Source organism: Streptosporangium sp. NPDC000396, assembly GCF_042898655.1.
Lineage (GTDB): Bacteria > Actinomycetota > Actinomycetes > Streptosporangiales > Streptosporangiaceae > Streptosporangium.
In genome coordinates this window covers 1-22,030 of record NZ_JBIAZA010000041.1, presented here as the reverse complement: position 1 = coordinate 22,030, position 22,030 = coordinate 1, and the positions used below count along the sequence as shown (strand labels likewise).

The window sequence follows — 22,030 nt, the reverse complement described above, 5'->3', positions numbered from 1 at the left end:
CACCGCCGCCGGCGATCGTCCGGCCGGTCACGCGGCGTGCCGTGCCGGTCGTCACCAGTCCACGTGCAGCGCCGTCAGGCCCCGGCCGACGATCGAGGTGCGGTAGGCGACGGGCGGTCCCGGGACCAGCCGCAGGTTCGGCAGGCGCTCGCCGAGCACCGTGAGGGCCGTGCGGAGCTGCAGCCGGGCGAGCGCGGCGCCCACGCAGAAGTGGATGCCGTAGCCCAGCGTCATGTGCGCGTCGGCGTTGTGGCGGTCGATCCGGAACCGTTCGGGCTCGGCGAAGACGGTTTCGTCGTGTGCCGCGGAGTCTGTGGAGAGCAGGCAGAGCGCGCCCGCCGGGACGGTGACGCCGTGCATCTCGACGTCGGTCCTGGCGTAGCGGAAGGAGCCGAGGCTGGCCCCGTCGATGCGCATGCACTCTTCGACCGCGTTCTGGACCGCCCTGGCCGGGACGGGCCAGATCTTCTCGCGCAGCAGCCGGAAAACACTGTTACCGAGCTGGTTGGGCACGGTGTCGTTGCCGCCGAGCAGGATCGTGGAGATCAGCTCGACGACCTCGCGGTGGGACAGCTCGGTGCCGATGAGCGACGTCATCAGCGAGGTGAAGTCGTCGCGCGGCTCGGCGGCGCGGGCGGCGACGAGTTTGTCCACGTAGTCGAGGTAGACCAGGAAGCTGCGCGCCAGCACGAGCTGCCGATCCGGCGGCTGCGGCGACAGGAAGAGCTGGAACCAGTCCTTCACGTGCTCCTTGACGAACTCCTCGTCCTCCTCCGGCACGCCGATGAACCGGGCGGTGAGCTTGGCGGAGGGCGTGTGCGCCAGGTCGGCGACGAAGTCGCCCCCGCCCCGCGCGGCCACCCGGTCGATCGCCGCCTCTGTCAGCTCCCGGAACCGCCCCTCCATGGCGGCCACGGCTCTCGGGGTGAAGGCCCGAGACACCGACCGGCGCAGGCGGGTGTGCGTGGGCGGATCCACGTTGGCCACGAAGCTGGACAGGAACGAGCCGTGCTCGCCGAGGACGTCCTTGGTCTCCTGGGCCAGGCTTCTGGAGATCGTCAGCGACCCCTCGGAGGAGAAGCGCCTGTGGTCACCGTAGGCGGCGCGGACGTCCTCGTGCCTGGTCAGGACGTAGGCGCCCAGGTGCTCGCTGTGGAAGACGGGTTGCTCGCGGCGGAGCCTGCGCAGGAAGTCGTACGGCGCGGCGACGTGCCAGGCCGCGCTGACGTCGAAGTCGTTGGCGGTGATCAATGGCCTGCCTCTCAGTACGGCCCGCGCCGGGCGAAGACGTCGCGAGGGTTGCCGACGAGCATCTGCTGGATCTGTTCCTCGGTGACGCCGCGCCGGCGAAGCTCCGGCAGCACGTCGCGGGAGATGTGGAGCAGGTGGTAGTTGGGGTGGCGCCGCCGTACCACGTCGTGGTCGAAGCGGTCGTTGAAGCAGTAGGAGTCGTGGGACAGGACCATCTTCGAGGCGTGGCCGCGCTCGCACATCGCGGCCACGACCGCCACCCGGTCCTCGAAGGAGCTGATCGTCTCGATTCCGAACCGGTCCATGCCCAGGTAGGAGCCGCCCGCGACGAGCTCCTCCAGGTAGGCGAGGTCGGTGGAGTCCCCGGCATGCCCGATGATCACCCGGGTCAGGTCCACCCCCGCCTTCGCCAGGAGTTTCTGCTGCTCAAGACCGCCGCCGGAGGCGCTGTGGGAGTGGGTGGAGATCGGTACGCCGGTCGCCCGGTGGGCCTCGGCGACCGCGCGGAACACCCGCTCGCACCCCTTCGTCATGCCCTGGTTGTCGGAGGCGCACTTGAGGATGGCCGCCTTCACCCCGGTGCGCCCGATGCCTTCGGTGATGTCCCTGACGAAGAACTCGGCCAGCCGGTCGGGCCCGCCGAACAGCGACCCCGGGCCCCGGTTGCCGAAGTACGGCGGGAGCGCGTCGTAGGTGTAGAGACCGGTGGCGGCCACGATGTTGACCTCGGTCAGCTCGGCCACCCGCTGCACGGCGGGCACGTAACGGCCGAGTCCCACCACCGTCAGATCCACGATCGAGTCGATGCCGTGGTTCTTGAGGTCGGTCAGCTTGTCCGCCGCCTCGCGGGCGCGGCGCTCGAGGTCCCAGCCTTCGGGGACGTCCGGCCAGTTCCACAGGATCTCCGGGCTGAGCCCGAAGACGTGCTCGTGCATGAGCGTCGCCCCCAGGTCCCCGACCGGCCCGGTGATCGTCTCGATGCCCGGGCCCGGCTCAGCGTTCATGATTCGCTCACCACTCCTCGCTCGCTCCAGGGGCGACTCGTCCCTCGCCGACCCCTCCGCTCACTACGTCGGGTTCGCTCAGCGTTCATGATTCGCTCACGCATGGGCGACGACCGGGAACTTCGGGTGCTCGAACGGCTGGTTGACGGTCAGCCCCAGGCCGTCCGTCTGCTGGTACGGCATGCCGGTGTAGAGCGCGTCCGCGTCGAAGTAGGTGACGGTGAACGACAGGCGGGCGGTGCCGAGGCGGTTGGCGGCGGCGCCGTGGACGGTCAGCGCGTGATGCGCGGTCGCGTCCCCGGAGGCCAGGTCGAGCGGCGGGGAGACCTCCAGTTCCTTGAGCCAGGGGTGCTGGCTGAGCTGGTCGTCGCCGTCGCGGGCGAAGGAGCGGCCGAGCGCCCCGTACCGGTGGGAGCCGCTGTAGAACCGGAGCGAACCCGCCTCCGCGGGCACGTCCACCAGCGCCAGCCAGACGGTGAGCATGGCCGAGCGGTCCATCGGCATCCACGGGAAGTCCTGGTGGAACTCGGTGGCCCCGTGCCCGCCGCCCGGTTCCTTGATCAGCAGGTTCGTCACCTGGATCCTGACCCCGGTCACCCCGTGCAGCAGCCGGGTGGCGCCGCGGCCGAGCGCCGGGGCGAAGGCCAGGTCTCTGAAGTGCTCGTCGGCCTCGGCGACGTCTCTGGACTGCCCGAACGCCTGGTCCACCTTGGAGGTGACGGCCCGGGAGCGCTCCCGGAGACGTCCCAGGGCCCGGTCGCGGAGCACGGCCACGTGATCGGGGTCGACCAGGCGCGGCAGCCGTACCCAGCCGTTGTCCTTGAAGAACGCGACCTCGTCGTCGGTCACGTCGCGGACCAGGGTGTTGTCAGCCATGGGCTCAGTGTCGGACCTCTCCCCTTTGTAGAGCAAGCGCTTGGTAAAATCGAATCGCGCGATGTCCGCCCGCCCCCGGTTCGTCTATTCTCTAGCAAGCGCTTGGTGCAAACAGAGGGGGTGCCGATGGACCGCCCGTTCCGGTTCGCCGCCGTGATCCGCGAGGCCGAGTCGGCCAGGGCCTGGGCCGGCAAGGCTCGCCGTCTGGAGGACTCCGGGTTCGACGTGCTGCTCGTCCCCGACCACCTGGTGGGGCCCCGCTTCGCCCCGATCGCGGCGATCACCGCAGCCGCGTGCGCGACCAGCCGCCTGCGGGTGGGCACCCTGGTCGTCGCCAACGACTTCCGGCACCCCGCCGTGCTGGCCAAGGAGGCGGCCACCGTCGACCTGCTGTCGGAGGGCCGCCTGGAGCTGGGCCTGGGCACCGGCTGGATGGCCGCCGACTACGCCTGCGCGGGACTGGCGTTCGAGCCGCCCGGAGTCCGGGTCGACCGGCTGGCCGAGGCGATCGCCGTGCTCAAGGGGCTCTGGGCCGACGGCCCGTTCACCTTCCACGGCGAGCACTACCGGATCACCGGCCTGGAGCAGTGGCCCAAGCCGTCACGCCGCCCCCACCCCCGGCTGCTGCTCGGCGGCGGAGGCCCCCGCATGCTGGGGCTCGCCGCCCGCGAGGCCGACGTGATCAACCTCGGCATGCGGGTGCGCGCCGACGGCACCGGCCCCGACGGCACGGACGGGGGCCTGGACGCCTTCCTCGCCAAGATCGACCTGGTACGGCGGGCCGCCGCCGGCCGCTACGACCGGATCGAACTCGGCACCAGCGTCCAGCAACTCGGCATACGCAAACAGGACGAGCCATGGAGTGCCGCGGACTCCTCCCGGCAGGACCGGACACCCCAGGTGCTGCTCGGCACCCACCAGGACATCGTGGACAAGCTTCGCTACTGGCGCGACACCCATGACCTGTCTTACTTCGTGCTCCACCACGAACGCGACCTGGACGCCTTCATCCCGGTCGTCGAGGAACTGGCGGGGCACTGACCGGCCGACGCGAGCCGTACCGGCATGATGGATCTCCTATGAACGAGATGCTTCTGCTGCGGCACGGCGAGACGGAGTGGAGCCGTGACGGGCGCCACACCGGACGCACCGACCTACCGCTGACCGAAAAGGGCGAAGATCAGACCCGGGCGCTCGCCCGGCTGGCCAAGGGCAGGTCGTTCGACCTGGTCCTGGTCAGCCCCGCGCTGCGGGCCCGCCGTACGGCCGACCTCGCCGGGATCACAGAGTACGAGGTCGACCCGGACCTGTGGGAGTGGGACTACGGCGGCTACGAGGGCATCACCACCCCGACGATCCGCGAGACCCGTCCCGGCTGGTACCTGTGGCGCGACGGGGTTCCCCCGGGCGACGCCGACCACCCCGGCGAGAGCGTGGAGGAGGTGGGCGCCCGCGCCGACCGGGTGATCGCCCGAGCCCGCGGGGCCGAGGGCGGCGTGGCCCTGGTCGCCCACGGTCACTTCCTGCGCGTGCTGTGCGCGCGCTGGCTCGGCCTGCCCCCGCGGGACGGCCGCCTGTTCCGCCTGGACACCGGCACCTACTCCCGGCTCGGGTTCGAGCACGGCGAGCCGGTCGTCCTCACCTGGAACGCCCTGGCGTGAAGCCGTTCGCCGGACCCTCGTCGCGACCGGTGAAGTAGCGCTCGATCGCCGGGCGCAGGCGGACGCGCTCGAAGTCGTCGTCGGGCAGGGCGAGCCGGTACGGGCGGCACCACTCGGTCACGGGGGCGGCGCGGTCGCGCCCCCGTCCCAGGGTGGGGCCTGAAGCGGTGAGAGCCGCGAGCCGGGGAACGGTGCCAGCAGGGTCTCCCGCCACGGGCCGGCCAGGAAGTCCCGCGACCGCTTCCGCCAGTCGAGCAGCCGCCCGTCGGGCTCCACCTCGTCGTCCAGGCCGAGCGCGGCGTCTCTCGCGCGCTGCAGGGCCAGGTGGTCGTCCAGCGACATGCCCCAGATCGTGACGACCTCGGTGTCGCAGAACAGCACCTCGTACAACCCGATCGGCCGGTGGCCGTGGTCGGCGAGGATGGGCGCGCGTTCTTCGCGAACCGCGTCGAGATAGTCCAGCGCCGCGCCGGGGCGCACCTGGGCGCTTTCGAACAGGTAGAACGGCGCCGCGTAGCCCTCGGCGGTGATGTCGGCCAGCGCCGGGCTGCCGTGCACCGCGCCGAGCGGGCGGGAGAAGGCGGAGAAACGCAGGTCGTCGATGTCGGACAGGAAGAGCTTGCCGTCGACGCCGTCGTAGATGTTCATCATCTGCCGCCAGCCGCCGTCCCAGCCGCCGTGGCAGTCCCAGAGCGTGACGGCCTTGAACTGGGGGTGGCCGGTGATGCCGACGGCGTAGAAGGCGCCCACGAGGTCGATCTCCCGCGACCTGATGGACAGCCCCTCGGTCAGCTCGGGGACGTCGAGGGTTTCGTCCTCCTTCTTGTACCGCGTGAGCCAGGTCAGGTACTCCAGGGGTTTGCGGGAGTTCATCGGCCGGAAGTCGACCTCTTCGATCAGGTAGATGCCTCGCCGCATGGAAAGCGCCTCCTCGACCCAAGCGAATGCTTGGTTGGCTACCCTAGTCGAGGAGGCGCAGGCCGTACAGCCTTGGGGTATCGCTCAGGCGACCGCCGTGGCGGGCTGGGGCCCGCGGCCGGTCAGCCACTCAAGGACCCTGCGATGGCCGTGGCAGGCATCCTCGAAATGGCCCCATCGCCAGTAGCGGGGCTGGTCGCGCACTCCGGTGACCCATGTGCGATAGGACACCGGAGCGGCCGCTCCATCCCCCCCGACCGGCGAGGCGACGCCGTAGGTACGAATCACGACGCGCCCCCCTGGCGCCAGCAACACGTCGTCGGCCACGGGATACAAGGTCATCTGGTCGAGCACGGCCTGGGCCCCCAATCACTGTGGGCTCAAACTCTCGCCTGCCGACCCACTCCCCCGGTTACATCGCCGACGCGACCGGGTTAACCAGTCGAGCCGGGCGTAAAAACAGCGTTACACCGTAAGGCTGTCGAACTCCCCGTCTTTCACCCCGAGCACCAGCGCGCGAATCTCGTCTCGGGTGTAGATCAGCGCCGGCCCCCCAGGAAAACGAGAGTTGCGGACGGCGATGCTGCCGTCCGGCAGTTCGGCGAGCTCGACGCAGTTGCCCGTCGAGTTACTGTGACGGCTCTTGCGCCAGCTGGCCCCGGCCAGGTCCGTGGCGGGCATGCCGTTGTAGGTCTGCTTCATTTAGATCTCTCTGAGAAGGTCGCCGAGTATCTCGGCAGTGCCCCCAGGCGTGGTGCTTTCCACACACAGCTGCTCCATGGCCGTGAGGTACGGGTCGACGTCCTCACGTTTGTCCAGGTAGAGGGCACCCCAGAGCTGCTCGACATAAACGACGTCCGACAGGTCGGACTCGGGAAATCGCAAGATGCTGAACGCGCCACCCTCGGCCGCGTGCATGCCGTACCGGAAGGGCATCACCTGGATGGTGATGTTGGACAGCGTGGCCACCTCCAGCAGGTGCTGGAGCTGCTCACGCATGGTCTCCTTGCCTCCGATGGGCCGCTTCAGGGCCGCCTCGTCGATGACCGCCCACAGGCGAGGGCCGTCCTTCTTCGTCAGGCGCTCCTGTCGCTGCATGCGCATGTGCACGCGACGCTCGATCTCCGCCTCCGGCGCGTCCGGGTAGCCCAGCCGGATCACGGTGCGCGCGTAGGCGGACGTCTGCAGCAGGCCGGGAACGAACTGCACCTCGTAGGTGCGGATCACGCTCGCCGCCTCTTCCAGCCCCACGTAGGTGGTGAACCAATTCGGCAACAGGTCGCTGTACTTGTGCCACCAACCGGGGGTGTTCGCCTCGCGGACCATCTCCAGCAGGCCGCGCCGCTCTGCGTCATCGAGCACGCCGTACAGGGTGAGCAGGTCTTCCACGTCTCGTGTCTTGAAACCGACACGGCCTAGTTCCATTCGGCTGATCTTGGACTCGGAGGCGCGGATGTGAAATCCCGCGACCTCACGGGGAAGCCCCTTCTCCTCACGCAGGCGGCGCAGGCTTGCGCCGAGCATGATGCGCCGAACGGTGGAACCGGTACCGGGCGGGTCCATGGACACGTGGTTGCTCCTCGCTCGCTTTCCTGATCGACAGTTTGTCACTTTGCGGCCCAAGATTCCTTAGCCGCGGACAAGATCCCCTTTCCCTTCAGATTGCCGAATCATGGGTAACCGTAGCGGTTGCACACACCTTATGCACGTGCATTCGCTCTTGCACCTGCACGGGAGTTTGCATCATGATGATCGCGTGCAGTCCGCCCAAACCGCGCCCCCTCGGACATCATGGACAGCGCTCGACTGGTGGCCCCCAGTCGGCTGGTGGCCTGATGCGGCGCGTGACCTTCTCTCCGGTTCTCCGGCCATGGCCAGCGCCACCTTCGTCCTCCCCCCGCAGGCCGAGTCCGTCCATTCCGCCCGCAGCTTCGCGACGGGGACTCTCATCGGCTGGAAGCTTCCCGAGCTGAGCGAGAACGTGGAACTGGTCGTCTCTGAACTGGCCACCAACGCGTTGAGGCACGGCCTGCGGCTGGCCGAGTCACGCGCGCGGGAACCGATCAGGCTCTCCCTGCTGCGCCGTGACAACCTCGTCACCTGCGCGCTCAACGATCCGGGTTCGGGCTTTCCCACGCTCCGCGACCCGTCGCCGCTGGAGATCGGCGGACTCGGACTGCACATCGTCGAGTCACTCAGTCTTCGCTGGGGCTGGGCACCGCTGGCTCCTTACGGCAAAATCGTCTGGGCCGTCCTGCGATAGAACCTCCCAGGAAGGCCGCCACCAGACCTTCCCGAAAGGCGCCGCCTCTTCCCCTCACCTGGCGCCGATCGGTCCTGGGACCGCCACGACCCCCCGTTGGCGGTCCCGGGACCGGTCAGAACGCGGAAGAGCATCTCTGGAACGCGTTGCATTCTGCGCGGTGCATGCCCCCAGGCATGTCCTCTGCATTACCGTGGATGCCTATGGCTCACGGAGAGTCCCGCGCGAGATTCCTGCAGAGAGCTGCGAGATGGACGATCACCTGCTCGGCTGGTTGAAAACCCTCGACGAAGAACGGCTCACCCGAGTCCTGGCCAACCGGCCGGACGCCATCGCCCCGCCGTGGCCGCGCCGCCTGGACACCCTGGCGCAGCGGCTGGGCAACGGGTTCGCGGTGATAGCGGTCATGCGCGGCCTTCCGCTGCCATCCCTGGAGGTCGCGCAGGCGTCCCTGGCCCTCGGCAACCAGGTGAGCCTGGAGGCGCTGGCCCGGTTCCTCGGCGTGCCGCAGGCCGAGGTCGCTCCCTGGGTCGACCGCCTGTTCGACCACGCCCTCGCCTGGCCGGACGACGAAGGGCGGATCCGGATTGCCGACGGGGTCGCCCGGTGGTGGACGGCTCCCTGCGGACTCGGCGAACCACTCGCGCACTACCTGAACTCCTGGACGGTCAGCGCCGACGCCCTGCGCGCGCTCGCCAGGGCGCTCGGCCTGCCCCACGGCCCCAGACGCCGTACGGTCGCCAGGGTCATCGAGGTCCTCTCGGACCCCGATCGGGTGGTCGCCCTGGTCGAGCGGGCTCCGCAGGGCATCGGGCGGCTGCTGGAGGAGTTCGCCTGGGACGGCCCGATCCGCGACGTCGACGGCGGCCGGTTCGTCATGCCGGGTGCCCCGGAGAAGTGGGCCACCGATCACGGCCTGCTCTTCCGGCCGAGCTGGAACGTGGCCGAGATGCCCCGGGAGGTGGCGCTCGCGCTGCGCGGCCCCGGCTACCACCCGCCGTTCACCCCCACCCCGCCCGAGCTCGCGACCGTCCCGGTGGATCCCGAGGCCGTGGACCACCTGATGACCCTGGCGGCCCCGCACGTGGTGGAGCGCTGCGCCGCCATGCTGGAGAACACGGCCAAGATCCCGCTGCCGCTGCTCAAGGCGGGCGGGGTCGGCGTGCGCGAGGTCAGGCGGCTGGCCAAGGACACCGGCTGCGACGAGGACGAGACCCGGCTGCTGCTGGACGTCTGCGCGGTGGCCCGGCTGCTGGCCTGGGACGAGTCGGCCGGCGGGCTGGTGCCCACCGAGAAGTTCGACCGCTGGCGGCTGGACGACGCGGCGGCCAGGCTGCGGGTGCTGCTGTCCGCGTGGTGGCGGATGGAGCGCTCGTCGCTCCGCCGGATCGACGGCAAATACGGCACGGTGCTCGGCGACGACCCCGCCGGAACCGCGGTCGCCCGGGCCCGGCGCGCGGTGCTCGGCGTGCTGGGCCGCTTTCCGGCGAGTACGGCCTGCCCCGATCTGGCCGGCCTGGTCCGGTCGGCGCACTGGCACTCCCCGCTGCTCGACCAGCCGCTTCTGGCCGAGTGCGCCCCGGCCGTGCTGGAGGAGGCCCGGATGCTCGGCCTGGTCGCCTACGACACGATCACCGACCTGGGCCGCGCGCTGGCCTCCCTGGACGCCGTCGCCGGAGACGAGAACGACGACTCCGCACCGCTGGTGGAGAACGACCCGGTGCTGGTCGAGTGCTCGACGCGGGCGCTGGCCAGCGTACGGCGGAGCGCGCTGTTCGGCGCCGACCTCACCGCCGTGGTGACCGGGCCGCCCTCCACGGAGCTGGCCGAGCTGCTGGACCGGGCCGCCGAGCGCGAGTCGCGTGGCGCGGCCTCGGTGTGGCGGTTCACTCCGGCGAGCGTGCGCCGGGCGATGGACGCCGGCCACACCGCCGACGGCCTGCTGGCCGACCTCGCCGAGGTGGGCACGGTGCCGCAGCCCCTCGACTACCTGGTGCGCGATGTGGCCAGGCGGCACGGCGAGGTCACGGTGACCACGGTCGCCTGCATCGTGCAGGCCTCCGACCCCGCGCTGCTGGCCGAGATCGCCGGGCACCGGCGGCTGGGCAGGCTGGGCCTGCGGTTGCTCGCACCCACCGTGCTGGCCAGCACGATGCCCGCCGCCAGGACCCTGGCCGCGCTCCGGGAGAACGGCTACGCCCCGGTGCCCGTCGAGGACACCGGGGAGATCACCGTCCGCCGCGCCCGGACCGAGGAACCGCAGACCGGGCGGCTGATCCTGCTGCCGGGCGGACGGGTGGCCGAGCTGGAGCAGCCGCCGTACCCGCTGGTCGAGCCGCCGCCGGACCCGCACGAGCACGCCCAGCGGCTGCTCACCGCCGAGGGCGACGCCGTCCGGCAGCACGGCAGGACGTGGGCGATCATCGGCCGCATGGCCTCCCGGCTGCCGACCGCCCAGCAGTCCCTGCTCGGCTTCGTGGTGGACCGCGGCGTGCGGGCCGCGATCACGCTGGCCGACGGCCTGACCGCCACCATCAGCCACGGCGAGCTGCGCAGCGGCGTGCTCGACGCGTGGTGCGAGGAGGCCGGAGACTACCTGGAGTTCCCGCTGGCCGACATCATCGAGGTCCGCGGCGCCTACGCCTGACCTCTCATCCGCCGGGACGGCAGACGGTGCCGTCCGGGGGCAGCCGCAGGCTGGTCAGATACCGGTTCACGTGAGCGATGGCGCACGAGTTGCCGGTGAGATAGAGGCCGTGGCCGTGGCCGTCGTAGCGAACCGCCGACGAGCCGGGCACTCGCCGTACGAGATCGTCGGTATACGCGAAGTCGATCCACGTACCCACGCCCAGGAACGGTGGGAGGCCACGAGCGGGCAGAGGGCGGGGCGGGTTGGTGACGGGGGCCGGCCAGCCGATGCAGCCGAGTGGGTGCCACTGCCTGATCCCGGTCATGTTCGGCGAGAGCTCCTGGCCGCGCCGCTGTCCCTCCTGGTATTCCTCGTAGCTCCCGTAGCCCATGCCGTCCAGGCAGTGGGTCATGTTCGCGCCGACGGCCGAAGAGACTTTCAGGCTTCCCGTCCCCTGTTCGACATAGTCGGCGAACCCTGAGGCGTCACCGTTCCTGGCCCTGCCGATGGCCTCGGCGAGCTGCCGCCATCGGGGGAACTCGGGCTCCGGGCCGGGTGATGTGAGGTGGGGGGCGGCGGCGACCTTCAGGTCGAAGCCGGTGTACGCGGCCTGGCGGGGTTTGCCCTTCACCGGGATCGGCGACCGGTCCGCGCCGGCCACGAGTCCTCGCCAGACCGCGCCGACGTCCTCACCGTTCAGCTCGCAGGAGGTGGTGGACCCGCACCAGGTGGTGAACCGCTCGAACTGCTTCTCGATTCCCGAGTAGGTCATCCGGTCGGATTCGGCACGATCGGGAAGCAGGTTGACGATGCCGTCCATCACCATCGCGCGGACGCGTGCGGGGAACAGCCGGGCGTAGGCGACCGCAGGCACTCCTCCGTAGGAGGTGGCGATGAAGCTCAACCGCTCCTCCCCCAGGGCGGCGCGGATCGCCTCGATGTCCCGGGCGACGGAGGCGGAGTCCATGTGATCGAAGAACTCCGGGTCGGCCTTGCGGCAGCGCTGCGCGGACTCCCGGTTCGCCTTCGCCAGCGCGGCGTACTGGGCGCGGTTATTCGGCAGGAAGATCCAGGGACCGGAGTCGAGGCACTCATATGACAGCACGCCCAGGTCGACGGCGTTCCGCGGGGCGAAACTGACCACGTCGAACCGCTCCCGCAGATCCGTGAAGCTGCCCGCGGACCCCTTCAGGCCATCGACCCCTGAGGCACCCGGCCCGCCGGGGATCGAGAACACCGTGCCGATCCGGCGCTCCGTGCCGGTGGCCGGCAGCCTGCCGAGCGGCAGGGTGATCTTCCGCCCGAACGGCTTCGCCCAGTCCACGGGCACCTGGATCGAAGCGCACCGCATCTCCGGCGGGACATCCTTGTCCGGACACGCCTTCCACGCCAGTGTCGACGAGGCCGGGGCCGCCGAGTCGTCCGCGAGGGCCGGAACCGCCCCTGCCAGGATGATCGCGGCCGCTCCGGCGGCCAGAACCTTGATCCTGCGGCCCTTCAGTGTGATCGCGACGGCTCCCGCGGTCAGCGCCGCGATCGTGTAGGCGGCCAGCAGGGCGACGGCCGCCGGCGGGGGCAGCAGGCCGCCGCCGACGCCGGCGATCTGGGAGGGGAGGTTCTCGATCATGAAGGAGCCGATCTGTGCCCCCAGAGGTCTGGGCAGGGTCTTCGCCACGACCGGGAGCACGAACAGGATCATGATCAGGGCGATCAGGGAGCCGGGGGTGGAGCGGATCGCCGCCCCCACGCCCAGCCCGATCAAGGCGACCGCCACCATGGACAGCCCGGCGACGACCACCGCGGTCAGCACGCCCGGCTCGGAGAGAGAGGCACCCAGCGTCCGCCCGTCAAGAAGCAGCTGACCGGCGCGGTCGCCGAGAACCGCCTGGCTGGCGAAGTGCATCGCGAACGCGAGGACCTGACCGGCGGCCAAGGCGACGGCCGCGAGACCCGGGATCTTGGCGAGCAGGAACACCTGCCGTCGTGGAACGGCCACCAGGCTCGTACGGATCATGCCGGTGGCGTACTCCGAAGTGATCGCGAGAGCACCGAGCGCGCCGAAAACGAAGTAGGCGACCGGCAAGCCGTTGGCGAGCCCGTCGCCGTTCGCCGGGAAGCGCATCTTCTCCTCCGCGCTCTGGGTGTCGAACCCGCGAGTGATCATGAAGGCGATCCCGGCGCAGAGCAGTACGGCGAGCAGGGAGACGGCCAGGAGGTAGAGGTTCGAACGGAGCGAGCGGAACTTCAGCCATTCCGAGGCGATCACGTCGATCATCGGGCCGCCTTTTCCTTACCGGTCAGGTGAATGGGCCGGGCACCGTACTCCACGCTCTCTTCGGTGAGTTCCATGAACGCCTCCTCCAGAGAGGCGCCACGCGGTGTCAGCTCGTGCAGTTCGATCCCGCTCGCCAGAGCCAGCGAGCCGATCCCGGCCGCGTCGATGCCGCTCACCGACAGCCCGCCGTCGCCTTCCGTGCTCACCTTCGCCCCGCGCGCCGCAAGGACGGGGACCAGCCGCGCCGGGTGTGGCGTGCGCACCAGCACGTCCCGCTGGAAGCGTTCAGCCAGGGACTCCATCGCGGTGTCGGCGATCAGCCGTCCGCGCCCGATGACCACGACGTGGTTGGCGGTGAGCGCCATCTCGTTCATCAGGTGGCTGGAGAGCAGAACCGTGCGGCCCTCGGCCGCGAGCGACCGCAACAGATCGCGGATCCAGCGGATGCCCTCGGGGTCCAGCCCGTTCAGCGGCTCGTCGAACATCAGGACACCCGGATCGCCGAGCAGCGCCGCGGCGATGCCGAGCCGCTGCTTCATCCCGAGGGAGAAGCCGCCGATCCTCTTGCCGGCGACCTCCGTCAGGCCGACCTGCTCCAGTGAGGCTGCCACCCGGCGGCGCCCGATGCCGTTGCTACGCGCCAGGCAGTGAAGATGGGCCTGTGCGGTACGGCCCCCGTGCACCGCCCCGGCGTCGAGCAGAGCCCCCATCGCGTGCATGGGCCGGCGCAGGGACGCGTAGGGGCGGCCGTCCACCAGCGCCTCGCCCGAGTCCGGGACCTCCAGACCGAGGATCGCTCGCATGGTCGTGGACTTGCCTGCCCCGTTCGGGCCGAGAAAGCCGGTCACCAATCCCGGTTTCACCGCGAAGGACAGTTCGTCGACGGCGAGCGTGCCGCCGTAGCGCATGGTCAGACCGCTCACTTCGATCATGACCTTCACCTCCCGGTACGGCCGGCACCCGGACCGCCGGATCCATCGATGAGCCTCATCACGGCCGGGAAATCATCTGGAACGGCCTTGCCAGGCATGCTGGTGATCACAAAGACTCCTGTCGCTTGAAGGTTCGGATCCAGCCTCCGGCGGTGGCTCACGGACCTCCATCGGTGCGCGCCTCCCGCGTGGGTGGGATGTCGCCACCCCTGTGGTAGGTCCAGGCCTACCGTCTCCGGTTCTCCTATCGGGCAGACTGCTCCGGTGACCATGATTCGCCGCACCCTGCGGCGCGGGCTCGGCTCGGCCGGCGGGCTGCTGCTGAACGCCGCCACGGGTGTGGCCGCGCTGCTGCTGATCGCCCTGATGCTGGTGAGCGCCGCGCTGGTCCCGGTGGCCGGGATCGGTCTTTGGCTACTGGCCCGGGTGCTCACGCCGGTCCGGTCGCTCGCGCGCTTTCAGCGGGCTTGGGCTGGCCGGACGCTGGGGCGGGGCATCACCGAGCCGTACCGCTCACCGGCCGGACCGGGGATCCGGGCACATCTGATCCCCTGTCTGCGAGATCCCGCCACCTGGCGCGATCTCGCCTGGCTGGCCGTCCACGGCGTCACCAGTGCTCTCTTCACCATCGCCGTCTGGGCGATGTGGTCCGCCATCGATCTGATCTTGTACCTCCCCGTGACACGGACAGGCTCGTCGGTGAGCGTCGCGCTCTCGCTTGCGATCACGGCCATCGTGGCCGTCACCCTGATGGCCGTTCCCCTGTTCCGCGCCGGACAGGCACGGCTGGCCTGCCTGCTGCTCCGGCCGGGGTTCTCGGCGGCCGAGCGGATCAGGCAGCTGACCGAATCGCGGGCCGCGACGATCGGCGCGCAGGCCGCCGAGCTGCGCCGGATCGAACGCGATCTGCATGACGGCGCGCAGGCGCGGCTGGTCTCGATCCGCATGAATCTCGGGCTGGCCCGGGGCAACCGTGACCCCGTCCAGATCCAGGAGCTGGTCGAGGAGGCCTGGGAGTCCGTCGGCCAGGCCCTGACCGACCTGCGGGACCTCGTGCGCGGCATCCATCCGCCGGTGCTCGCCGACCGAGGGCTGAGCGGGGCGATCGAGGCCGCCGCGCTGCTCTGCCCGGTGCCGGTCGAGATCGAGATCGACCTGCCGGGCCGGCCGGAGGCGCCGGTCGAGTCGGCCGCGTACTTCGCCGCCGGCGAGGCCCTGACCAACATGGCCAAACACAGCGGCGCCACCCGGGCCTGGGTACGGCTGCGTCACTCGGGCGACGTCCTGCGCCTGACCGTGGGCGATGATGGGCGCGGCGGTGCCGACCCCTCGGCCGGCACGGGCATCCGCGGTATCGAACGCCGACTGTCCGCCTTCGACGGCTCGCTCACGGTGAGCAGCCCCGTCGGCGGCCCGACCGAACTCACGATGGAGCTGCCGTGCGCGTTGTCATCGCCGAAAATCTCGCCCTCCTACGCGACGGCCTGACCCGCCTGCTGTCCGCCAAGGGGTTCGACGTGGTGGAGGCCGTCGACAACGGCCCGATGCTGCTCGACGCGCTGACCCGGCATCACCCCGATGTCGCCGTCATCGACGTACGGCTGCCGCCCACCTTCACCGACGAGGGCCTTCGCGTCGCCCTTGAGGCCCGGCGCCGCCTGCCGGGGCTGCCGGTGCTGATCCTGTCGCAGTATGTCGAGCAGCTCTACGCTCGCGAGCTGCTGTCCGATCGCGCGGGCGCGGTGGGTTACCTCCTCAAGGATCGGATCGGCGACGTCGACCAGTTCGTCGACTCCGTACGCCGGGTGGCCACCGGAGGCACCGCCATGGACACCGAAGTGATCTCCCAGCTTCTGACCCGCCACGGGAGGGACGAGCCTTTCGCCGAGTTGACCGCGCGGGAGCGGCAGGTGCTCGCGATGATGGCCGAGGGCATGTCCAACATCGCGATCGCCGGACACCTGCACGTCACGGACAAGGCGATCGGCAAGCACACGAACAACATCTTCGCCAAGCTGGGGCTGCCGCCGTCGGACGACCACAACCGGCGGGTGATGGCCGTACTGGCCTGGCTCGAGACGGACCCCGGGTCTCCGGCCCGCTGAGGCGACATGTCACGCCGACCGGCCGTGGCAGCCGGTGGCCATGACGGAACCGGATCCCGGCCGCCACCGCGGCCGGCGACTCCTGCGTGACGCTCGACGAGCCGAGCTCATCGCAGGACGAGGTCCCGCACCGCCTGCCTGGCGCGTGCCTCGCCGTACTCACCGGCCAGGGCCGTCATGTGCTCGGCGGCCAGCGGGGCGAGCAGGGCGTGGGCGAGCGGGCCCGCGTCGCAGCCGGGGCGGGCCTCGGTGAGCAGGATCTCCACGTGACGACGCCAGAACCGGTAGGCGCCGATCCGGTAGCGGGCGCCGGGACTGGCGGTCTCCGACATCCGGACCAGGTCGAGGTGGCCGAGCAGGTAGTCGAGGTAGGCGTCCACGAACGCGGCCAGCCGATCGGCCGCCGTGGCTCCGGGTCCCAGGGGGGCGGGGCCGGACAGGATCGCCTCCTGGAGCTCGCGCTCCCGCTCGTCGAGAAGCGCGACGGCCAGTCCGGACTTGTCGCCGAATCTCCGGAAGAGGGTGCCCTTGCCCACCCCCGCCTCGGCCGCGACCGCGTCCATCGACACGCCGTCCACGCCCTTCTCGCGGAACAGCTTCGCCGCCGCGGCCAGCACCTTCAGGCGGTTGCGTGCGGCGTCGGCCCGTTCCCTGGGCCGCTCGTCGAGCAGCGTCCGAAGCGGCTCGCTTGACGAAGCGGACCGTGGTCCGTTAAATTCCGAATCACTCACAGAAACGGACTATAGTCCATTTGAGGCCGGGGAGGCCAGAAATGACAGCACTGATCACCCGCGACGAACTGAAGGCCGCGATCGAGGCGGGCACCGTCGTCGTCGTGGACGCACTCGGCGGCGACTACTACGCCCAGCAGCACCTGCCCGGCGCGATCGCCCTGGTAGAGAGCGAGGTGTCCACCCGCGCCGCCGAGCTTCTTCCCGACAAGGACGCCGCCGTCGTCACCTACTGCTCCAACCCCGCCTGCGGCAACAGCGAGGCGGTGGCCCGGCGGCTGGCCGCCCTCGGCTACACCGACGTCCGCAAGTACCGGGAGGGCATCCAGGACTGGGTCGAGGCGGGGCTGCCCGTCGAGTCCGGCGTCGCCGCCCGCTGACACCGGCGCCCGCGGTGGCACCCGGTGATGGCCGCCCGCCTCCTCCGGGTGCCCCGAACCCATCGGGGACACCCGGGGACGGGCGCCGTGTTCATCGGCACCCGCCCGGCGGCCCGCTCCGGGCGTTCAGCCCCTGACCCCGCAGCGGCGCAGGGTCAGCAGGGCGAGCGCCCGCGTGACGTCCCGGAGCTCGCGCAGGTCGACCCGCTCGCGCGGGGCATGGGCGAAGCGCACGTCACCGGGCCCGTAGTGCAGGGCCGGGATGCCTCCGGCGGTGTAGAGGCGCAAGTCGCTCCCGTACGGCGCGGCCGTCTCCACAGGGCGGGTCCCGGTGACGTCGGCCACCGCCCCGGCGACCTCGCCCGGCAGTTCGTGCCCCGCGGGCAGCCGCCCGCTCGCGAACTGGCCGCCGGGCCAGGTGACGACCGGAGGATGCTCGCGCAGCCACGGGTGGCCGAGCTCGGCGATCGCGGCCTCCAGGGCGAGGCGCGCCTCGGCGGGGTCCTCGTCCAGGCGTACGCCGAGCCGGCCCTCCGCGACGAGCAGGTCCGGCACGCTGCTGGCCCAGTCGCCCGCACGGACCGTGCCGACCTCGATCGGATAGGGCAGCGGGTTGCCGTCGAAGATCGGGTCCGGGTCGCGGTTGCGGTCGGCCTCCAGGCGCCTGATCGCCTCGAAGACCGGCCAGAAGACCTCCAGCGCGTTGACCCCCTCGTAACGGGTGGCGCCGTGGGCCGCCCGCCCCGCCACCTCGATCCGGAACGTCAGCGCGCCCGCCGTCGCGGCGATGATCGCCCCGCTGGTCGGCTCGGTGATCACCGCGGCCTCGCCCCGATGGCCCCGGGTCAGGGTGGCGAACGCGCCCAGCCCGCCGTCCTCCTCCCCCGCCACACAGTGCACGGCCAGCGGGCGCGCAAGCCGTACCCCTGACCTGCGGAGGGCGGCGACGACGGCGAGGTTCGCCGCGAGCCCGGCCTTCATGTCGCAGGCGCCCCTGCCGTACAGGACGTTTCCACTGATCCGGGCGTCGAAGGGATCGCCTCCCTCCCACTTGGCCAGGTCGCCGGGGGGAACCACGTCCACGTGCCCCTGCAGGACGAGCGCGGGATCGCCCTCGCCCTCGGTGACGCCGACCACGCCATAGCCCTCGGTGCGCGGGGCCTCCATACCGGGGAACCCGGGGGCGGCCCGGAGCGCGTCGAGGTCGAGCTTCCAGACGTCGACGTCCAGCCCCGCCTCGGCGAGCAGCCGGCCGCAGCGGTGCTGCAACTCCGACTCGGCGTCCGTGCCGGTCACGCTCGGCACCCGCACCAGGTCGGCCAGCAGCCGGACCGTCTCCGCCTCGTCCAGGGCGGAAAGCACCCTCGCCTCGCTGTCGGACATACCGCTAGCCTTCCAGAGCCACCCGGCGGGCCAGGCCCAGGGGGAGGCTTCCGGAGCCCGCCAGGGTGTCGTGGAAGGTCCGCAGGTCGCCTCTGCCCGCCGCCGTGTAGTCGTCGCGGATGCGGTCGATCTCCAGGGCTCCCGTCAGGTAGGAGGGCGCCTGGGTGGGCCACGCGCAGTAGCGGTTGACCTCACCCTTGGCCGTGCCGGGGGTGAGCGAGGACCTGGTGGTCATGAAGTCCTCCGCCTCCTCGACGCTCATGTCGCCGCAGTGCAGCGAGACGTCCACGACGATGCGGGCCGCCCGGAAGAGACGGCAGTCCAGGTGGGCGAGCTCCTGGGCGGGGGTGGTGAAGTAACCCTGCTCCCACATCACCTTCTCGACGTAAAGGGCCCAGCCCTCGGAGAAGTAGGGCGTGCGGAACAGCTTGCGGGCTCGGTGCGGGCTGCCCGCCATCCACGACAGGTGCCAGTGGTGGCCCGGATAGGCCTCGTGGACGGCGATGGAGGGCATCTGGGCCCTGGAGTTGGTGCGCAGCCGCTGGCGCACCTGCTCCTCGGTGAAGGAGTCAGGGGTGAACGGCACGAAGAAGTGCCCGATCCGGGAGGTGGACAGGGGCGGGGGCTGCAGGTAGGAGGCGACGGAGAGGATGGGCCGCTGAAACTCCGGCGACGGCACCACGAGGCACTCCTCGCCGTCGGCGAACGTCACCAGCCCCCGTTCCCGCACGAACTCCCTGGCCCGCTCGGTCTCGGCCTCGTATTCGGCCCGCATGTCCTCCAGCGTCGGCGCGTGGTCGTCCTGGAGCGCCGTGACGGCCGCGTGCCAGCCGTCGGAGCCGCCGGGCAGCCGCCGGGCGACCTCGCGCATCCGGGCGTCCAGCTCGTCGTAGGCGGCCCGGCCGCGCGTGAGCAGTTCGTCGGCGCCGTAACCGAGCATCTCCCGCTCGCGTAGCAGCGTGGAGTACAGCTTCTCCCCCATCCGCCAGGTGCCGGTGGCCTCGAAACCCTCAAGGAACTCCACCAGCTCGTCGAAGGCCGCCGCCGCGGGCTCGGCCGCCGCGGCCAGCCGGGCGCGCAGGGACTCGTCCGCGACCTGGCCCGGGACCGTCTCGGTGAGGAAGTGCCGGGCGGTCCGCGCCTGGCCGAGGCCGCGCTCGACCAGCAGCGCGGCCGCCAGCTCCGGGTCCAGGTTCGTACGGCAGGCGGCCAGGACGCCCGGCACCTCGGCCAGCCGCGCGACGGCCGCGTCGACCAGCTCCGCCTCGGAGGACAACCGGTGAAGGAACGGGGCGAACATCGAGGCGAAGATCGGCACCGTGTAGACGGAGGGGTCGCGCCGCCACAGGGGCCAGGACTCGTAGGCGAGCCCGCCGCGCAGTGCGGACACGACGAGCTCGCGGTCGATCTCGTCGTCGAAGCCCGCGCCCTCTGTCGCCTGGAACCGCTCCAGCCAGCTCCGCGACTCCCGCTCCCGGGAGAGGAAGCCCGCCTCGGTGAAGTCGCCGAGGGTCCTGTCGTAGCCTTCGGCACCCGCGAGGGTGGCGGTGATGGGGTTGGTGCTCAGGTGCCAGTCGATGAAACCGTCGACCAGGTGGGGGGAGGGGTCCGTCATGACCCGTGAGCCTACTCCGCGTCCAGGATCTTGTTGCCATGTCGATTGTCGATGGCCACGTTCTGGCAGGCGCTGACCCCCCTGCCGAGCGCCGTGGTCGCCGTGAACACCGATGACACGCTCCGGCCGGCGGACGTTCCACTCGATCCTGAAGAACGGCAGGGCCAAGGCCATCCGGTTCACCACGCTGACCAGGCTCTGCGAGGTCCTGGAATGCCAGCCGGGAGACCTGCTCAGCCACCGTCCCAGGCGGGAGCAGTGACCTGGCCGTCCTCATCCGGGACGGCCGTACTGACGAGATGAGCCGGTACGGCCTCGCCGTTCCCATAAGCTTCTGGTGTGGGTGACCCGAAATTCGAGATCCAGATGCTCCACGACCGTGTCATGGTCAAGGTCGAGCAGGAGTCCGAGGAGCGCCGCAGCACGGCGGGCATCGTCATCCCGGCGACGGTGAAGATGGCCAACCGGCTCGTCTGGGGCGAGGTCTGCGGCGCGGGCGCGAGCGTCCGCACCGTGAAAGTCGGCGACAAGGTCCTGTTCAATCCCGAGGAGCAGTACGAGGTCGAGGTCCACGGCCAGGTCTATCTCGTCATGCGCGAACGCGACCTGCACGCCCTCGCCACCCCGCAGACCGACAACGGCACCGGTCTGTATCTGTGAGGCGGCCTCCCGGGTCGTGACCGGCACCGCGCCGGCACCGCGCCGGCGCTGCCCCGCCCGGGTCGCCGGGACGCGAGGCCCCCACCGGTCACGGCCTCCCCGCGGACGGCGAAACCCGTCCGTCCGGCGGATCACCTGCGGGTGTAGCTGAGATAGACCTTCCTGTCCCAGTCTTCGGCGGGAATGTCGGCCAGCACCCGCACGACCCTGCCCTGGAGATCGGCCACGACGGCCCGGTAGGCGCCCGCGCCGGACGTGACGGCGATGAGGTGCTTGTCGTCCCACCATCCCAGCAGGGCCTTCGGCTGGATGTTCACCCTGGCCGCGAGCCTGCCCGAGGTGCGGTTCCAGACGCAGACGTGTTCGGCGTAGGTCACCGGGCACCAGGTCGTGAAAGTCCGCCCGGCGGGTGAGAAGGCGTCCTCGCCTCCGGCGGGGGCGCCCGTCTTCACCAGGGTGCGCCGGATCGCGCCGTCCTGGCCGTAGAAACGGGTGCCTCCCCTGTATTCGGCGACCACGTCGACGCCGTCGGAACTCCACCGGAACCTGGCGGCCCTGTCCACCCCCGGCACGGTCACCGTCCGGGCCGTCCTCGCCGTCGCGTCGACGATCACGAAGCCGGTCGTCTCCCAGCCCGCGCCGTTCTTCCTCTGGACGGTCAGGACCGCTTTCCCGCCATCGCGGGACCAGTGGGCGAACTGGGCGATGAGCGGCTTGGCGACGGTCTGGATCCTGCTGCCCTTGTTCCCGGCCAGATCAGCCAGGAGCACCGAGTCGTGGCCCGTGCTGTAGGCGATGGGAACCGCGAGCGCCTTGGCACCCCCGGGCCCGACCGTGATCTCCTGATAGCCGACCTGCCTGGCGAAGCCGGTGCTTCTGCGCAGGTAGGCCACGTTGCCGAGGGTGTAGGAGGTGACCTTGAGCGGATCGGACGGGTTCTCGCGCACGGTCACCCGGGTGCCGGGCAGCGTGAGGTCCGCCGTCCTGGCGGCCTCGGCGGCGTGTGCGGCGGGCAGGACCGGCACCAGGGCCGGAAGCGCCGCCGAGATCGCGATGACGGCGCGACCGAGCGGCCGGTAAATCCCAGGAGTCACAGACACGGCGGCAGCCTAGGCCGGAAGTTCCTCATAGATCGTGATCTATAACGGATCGGTTGGTCTGGCAAGGGTGATCCTGTACGGCGGGCCCGCCGTACAGGCGTCCTCCTCCCGAAGGCGTCCCCAGCCGCCAACTAGCGCCGACAACTCAGAACCTTGATTCCGTCCGGTATAGATCATCGGCCGTGAGGCCATGCCCTGGGAAAACGTCGAAGGTGAAACTGGGCACCGACAGGCAAGCGGCAACCCA

At 70.8% G+C, this 22,030-nt stretch carries 22 protein-coding genes and 1 pseudogene; 9 read left to right on the top strand and 14 right to left on the bottom strand.

Going from position 1 to position 22,030, the window contains the following annotated elements:
* Positions 1–51: 51 nt before the first annotated feature.
* The 3 genes from ACFY2X_RS41960 to ACFY2X_RS41950 all read right to left on the bottom strand — a co-directional run bounded on the left by ACFY2X_RS41960 (position 52) and on the right by ACFY2X_RS41950 (position 3,131).
* A complete protein-coding gene (locus ACFY2X_RS41960; RefSeq protein ID WP_389949291.1) occupies positions 52–1,251 on the bottom strand; it encodes a cytochrome P450 in 1,200 nt (399 codons plus the stop codon).
* An 11-nt stretch (positions 1,252–1,262) separates the two neighbouring features.
* Entirely contained in the window at positions 1,263–2,255 is a 993-nt protein-coding gene (locus tag ACFY2X_RS41955) for a phosphotriesterase (RefSeq protein ID WP_389949288.1), read from the bottom strand.
* A gap of 96 nt (positions 2,256–2,351) precedes the next feature.
* Complete coding sequence (locus ACFY2X_RS41950; RefSeq protein WP_389949285.1) at positions 2,352–3,131, bottom strand: phytanoyl-CoA dioxygenase family protein; 780 nt, start codon at positions 3,129–3,131, stop codon at positions 2,352–2,354.
* 126 nt (positions 3,132–3,257) lie between these two features.
* On the opposite strand from ACFY2X_RS41950, the gene ACFY2X_RS41945 reads away from it, so the two are divergent.
* Positions 3,258–4,172 carry a TIGR03621 family F420-dependent LLM class oxidoreductase gene (locus ACFY2X_RS41945; protein ID WP_389949282.1) on the top strand — a complete coding sequence of 305 codons (915 nt, stop codon included), beginning with the start codon at positions 3,258–3,260 and terminating at the stop codon, positions 4,170–4,172.
* 38 nt (positions 4,173–4,210) lie between these two features.
* Entirely contained in the window at positions 4,211–4,792 is a 582-nt protein-coding gene (locus tag ACFY2X_RS41940; protein ID WP_389949279.1) for a histidine phosphatase family protein, read from the top strand.
* Here ACFY2X_RS41940 and ACFY2X_RS41935 read toward each other — a convergent pair.
* From ACFY2X_RS41935 to ACFY2X_RS41915, 5 genes are all read right to left on the bottom strand, one after another.
* The gene (locus ACFY2X_RS41935) at positions 4,770–4,913 is read right to left on the bottom strand and encodes a hypothetical protein (protein ID WP_389949276.1); all 144 of its coding nucleotides are present in this window, start codon (positions 4,911–4,913) and stop codon (positions 4,770–4,772) included. The two genes, ACFY2X_RS41940 and ACFY2X_RS41935, sit on opposite strands and share 23 nt — an antisense overlap.
* Positions 4,910–5,710 carry a hypothetical protein gene (locus ACFY2X_RS41930; protein ID WP_389949273.1) on the bottom strand — a complete coding sequence of 267 codons (801 nt, stop codon included), beginning with the start codon at positions 5,708–5,710 and terminating at the stop codon, positions 4,910–4,912. The genes ACFY2X_RS41935 and ACFY2X_RS41930 overlap by 4 nt, the downstream gene beginning before the upstream one ends.
* Before the next feature lie 84 nt (positions 5,711–5,794).
* The gene (locus tag ACFY2X_RS41925; protein ID WP_389949270.1) at positions 5,795–6,052 is read right to left on the bottom strand and encodes a hypothetical protein; all 258 of its coding nucleotides are present in this window, start codon (positions 6,050–6,052) and stop codon (positions 5,795–5,797) included.
* A gap of 123 nt (positions 6,053–6,175) precedes the next feature.
* Positions 6,176–6,412, bottom strand: coding sequence for a DUF397 domain-containing protein (locus tag ACFY2X_RS41920; RefSeq protein ID WP_389949267.1), 237 nt, complete (start codon positions 6,410–6,412; stop codon positions 6,176–6,178).
* Positions 6,413–7,234: a helix-turn-helix domain-containing protein gene (locus tag ACFY2X_RS41915; protein WP_389949445.1), complete on the bottom strand. Its 822-nt coding sequence runs from the start codon at positions 7,232–7,234 to the stop codon at positions 6,413–6,415. It abuts the gene before it with no gap.
* 346 nt (positions 7,235–7,580) lie between these two features.
* Between ACFY2X_RS41915 and ACFY2X_RS41910 the strand changes: the two genes are divergently transcribed.
* The gene (locus ACFY2X_RS41910) at positions 7,581–7,973 is read left to right on the top strand and encodes an ATP-binding protein (protein WP_389949265.1); all 393 of its coding nucleotides are present in this window, start codon (positions 7,581–7,583) and stop codon (positions 7,971–7,973) included.
* Positions 7,974–8,223: 250 nt separating this feature from the next.
* The gene (locus tag ACFY2X_RS41905; RefSeq protein WP_389949262.1) at positions 8,224–10,620 is read left to right on the top strand and encodes a helicase-associated domain-containing protein; all 2,397 of its coding nucleotides are present in this window, start codon (positions 8,224–8,226) and stop codon (positions 10,618–10,620) included.
* Positions 10,621–10,624: 4 nt separating this feature from the next.
* Here the strand turns inward: ACFY2X_RS41905 and ACFY2X_RS41900 are convergent, their stop codons facing one another.
* Both ACFY2X_RS41900 and ACFY2X_RS41895 read right to left on the bottom strand, forming a co-directional pair.
* Positions 10,625–12,877 (bottom strand): alpha/beta hydrolase, encoded by a 2,253-nt coding sequence (locus ACFY2X_RS41900; protein ID WP_389949259.1) that lies wholly within the window; start codon positions 12,875–12,877, stop codon positions 10,625–10,627.
* Complete coding sequence (locus ACFY2X_RS41895; RefSeq protein WP_389949256.1) at positions 12,874–13,809, bottom strand: ABC transporter ATP-binding protein; 936 nt, start codon at positions 13,807–13,809, stop codon at positions 12,874–12,876. The genes ACFY2X_RS41900 and ACFY2X_RS41895 overlap by 4 nt, the downstream gene beginning before the upstream one ends.
* Positions 13,810–14,079: 270 nt before the next feature.
* Here ACFY2X_RS41895 and ACFY2X_RS41890 point away from each other — a divergent pair, with 270 nt between their 5' ends.
* Together ACFY2X_RS41890 and ACFY2X_RS41885 are read left to right on the top strand one after the other, a co-directional pair.
* Complete coding sequence (locus tag ACFY2X_RS41890; RefSeq protein ID WP_389949442.1) at positions 14,080–15,297, top strand: sensor histidine kinase; 1,218 nt, start codon at positions 14,080–14,082, stop codon at positions 15,295–15,297.
* On the top strand, positions 15,249–15,914 hold the full coding sequence (locus ACFY2X_RS41885; protein ID WP_389949254.1) for a response regulator: 666 nt from the start codon (positions 15,249–15,251) through the stop codon (positions 15,912–15,914). Before ACFY2X_RS41890 ends, ACFY2X_RS41885 begins: the two co-directional genes overlap by 49 nt.
* A 107-nt stretch (positions 15,915–16,021) precedes the next feature.
* Here the strand turns inward: ACFY2X_RS41885 and ACFY2X_RS41880 are convergent, their stop codons facing one another.
* Complete coding sequence (locus tag ACFY2X_RS41880) at positions 16,022–16,645, bottom strand: TetR/AcrR family transcriptional regulator (RefSeq protein WP_389949252.1); 624 nt, start codon at positions 16,643–16,645, stop codon at positions 16,022–16,024.
* A 41-nt stretch (positions 16,646–16,686) separates the two neighbouring features.
* Here ACFY2X_RS41880 and ACFY2X_RS41875 point away from each other — a divergent pair, with 41 nt between their 5' ends.
* Positions 16,687–17,025, top strand: a complete 339-nt coding sequence (locus ACFY2X_RS41875) for a rhodanese-like domain-containing protein (protein WP_389949250.1) — start codon at positions 16,687–16,689, stop codon at positions 17,023–17,025.
* A gap of 126 nt (positions 17,026–17,151) precedes the next feature.
* Here ACFY2X_RS41875 and ACFY2X_RS41870 read toward each other — a convergent pair whose 3' ends face one another.
* Both ACFY2X_RS41870 and ACFY2X_RS41865 read right to left on the bottom strand, forming a co-directional pair.
* On the bottom strand, positions 17,152–18,408 hold the full coding sequence (locus tag ACFY2X_RS41870; protein ID WP_389949247.1) for an ArgE/DapE family deacylase: 1,257 nt from the start codon (positions 18,406–18,408) through the stop codon (positions 17,152–17,154).
* A 4-nt stretch (positions 18,409–18,412) separates the two neighbouring features.
* A complete protein-coding gene (locus ACFY2X_RS41865) occupies positions 18,413–20,023 on the bottom strand; it encodes a DUF885 domain-containing protein (protein WP_389949244.1) in 1,611 nt (536 codons plus the stop codon).
* A 142-nt stretch (positions 20,024–20,165) separates the two neighbouring features.
* On the opposite strand from ACFY2X_RS41865, the pseudogene ACFY2X_RS41860 reads away from it, so the two are divergent.
* Positions 20,166–20,285 (top strand): annotated as a pseudogene (locus ACFY2X_RS41860) (helix-turn-helix domain-containing protein); the annotation flags it as partial.
* 77 nt (positions 20,286–20,362) lie between these two features.
* Complete coding sequence (locus tag ACFY2X_RS41855) at positions 20,363–20,683, top strand: GroES family chaperonin (protein ID WP_389949241.1); 321 nt, start codon at positions 20,363–20,365, stop codon at positions 20,681–20,683.
* A gap of 131 nt (positions 20,684–20,814) precedes the next feature.
* Here the strand turns inward: ACFY2X_RS41855 and ACFY2X_RS41850 are convergent, their stop codons facing one another.
* Positions 20,815–21,783, bottom strand: coding sequence for a hypothetical protein (locus ACFY2X_RS41850; protein WP_389949238.1), 969 nt, complete (start codon positions 21,781–21,783; stop codon positions 20,815–20,817).
* Positions 21,784–22,030 lie beyond the last annotated feature (247 nt).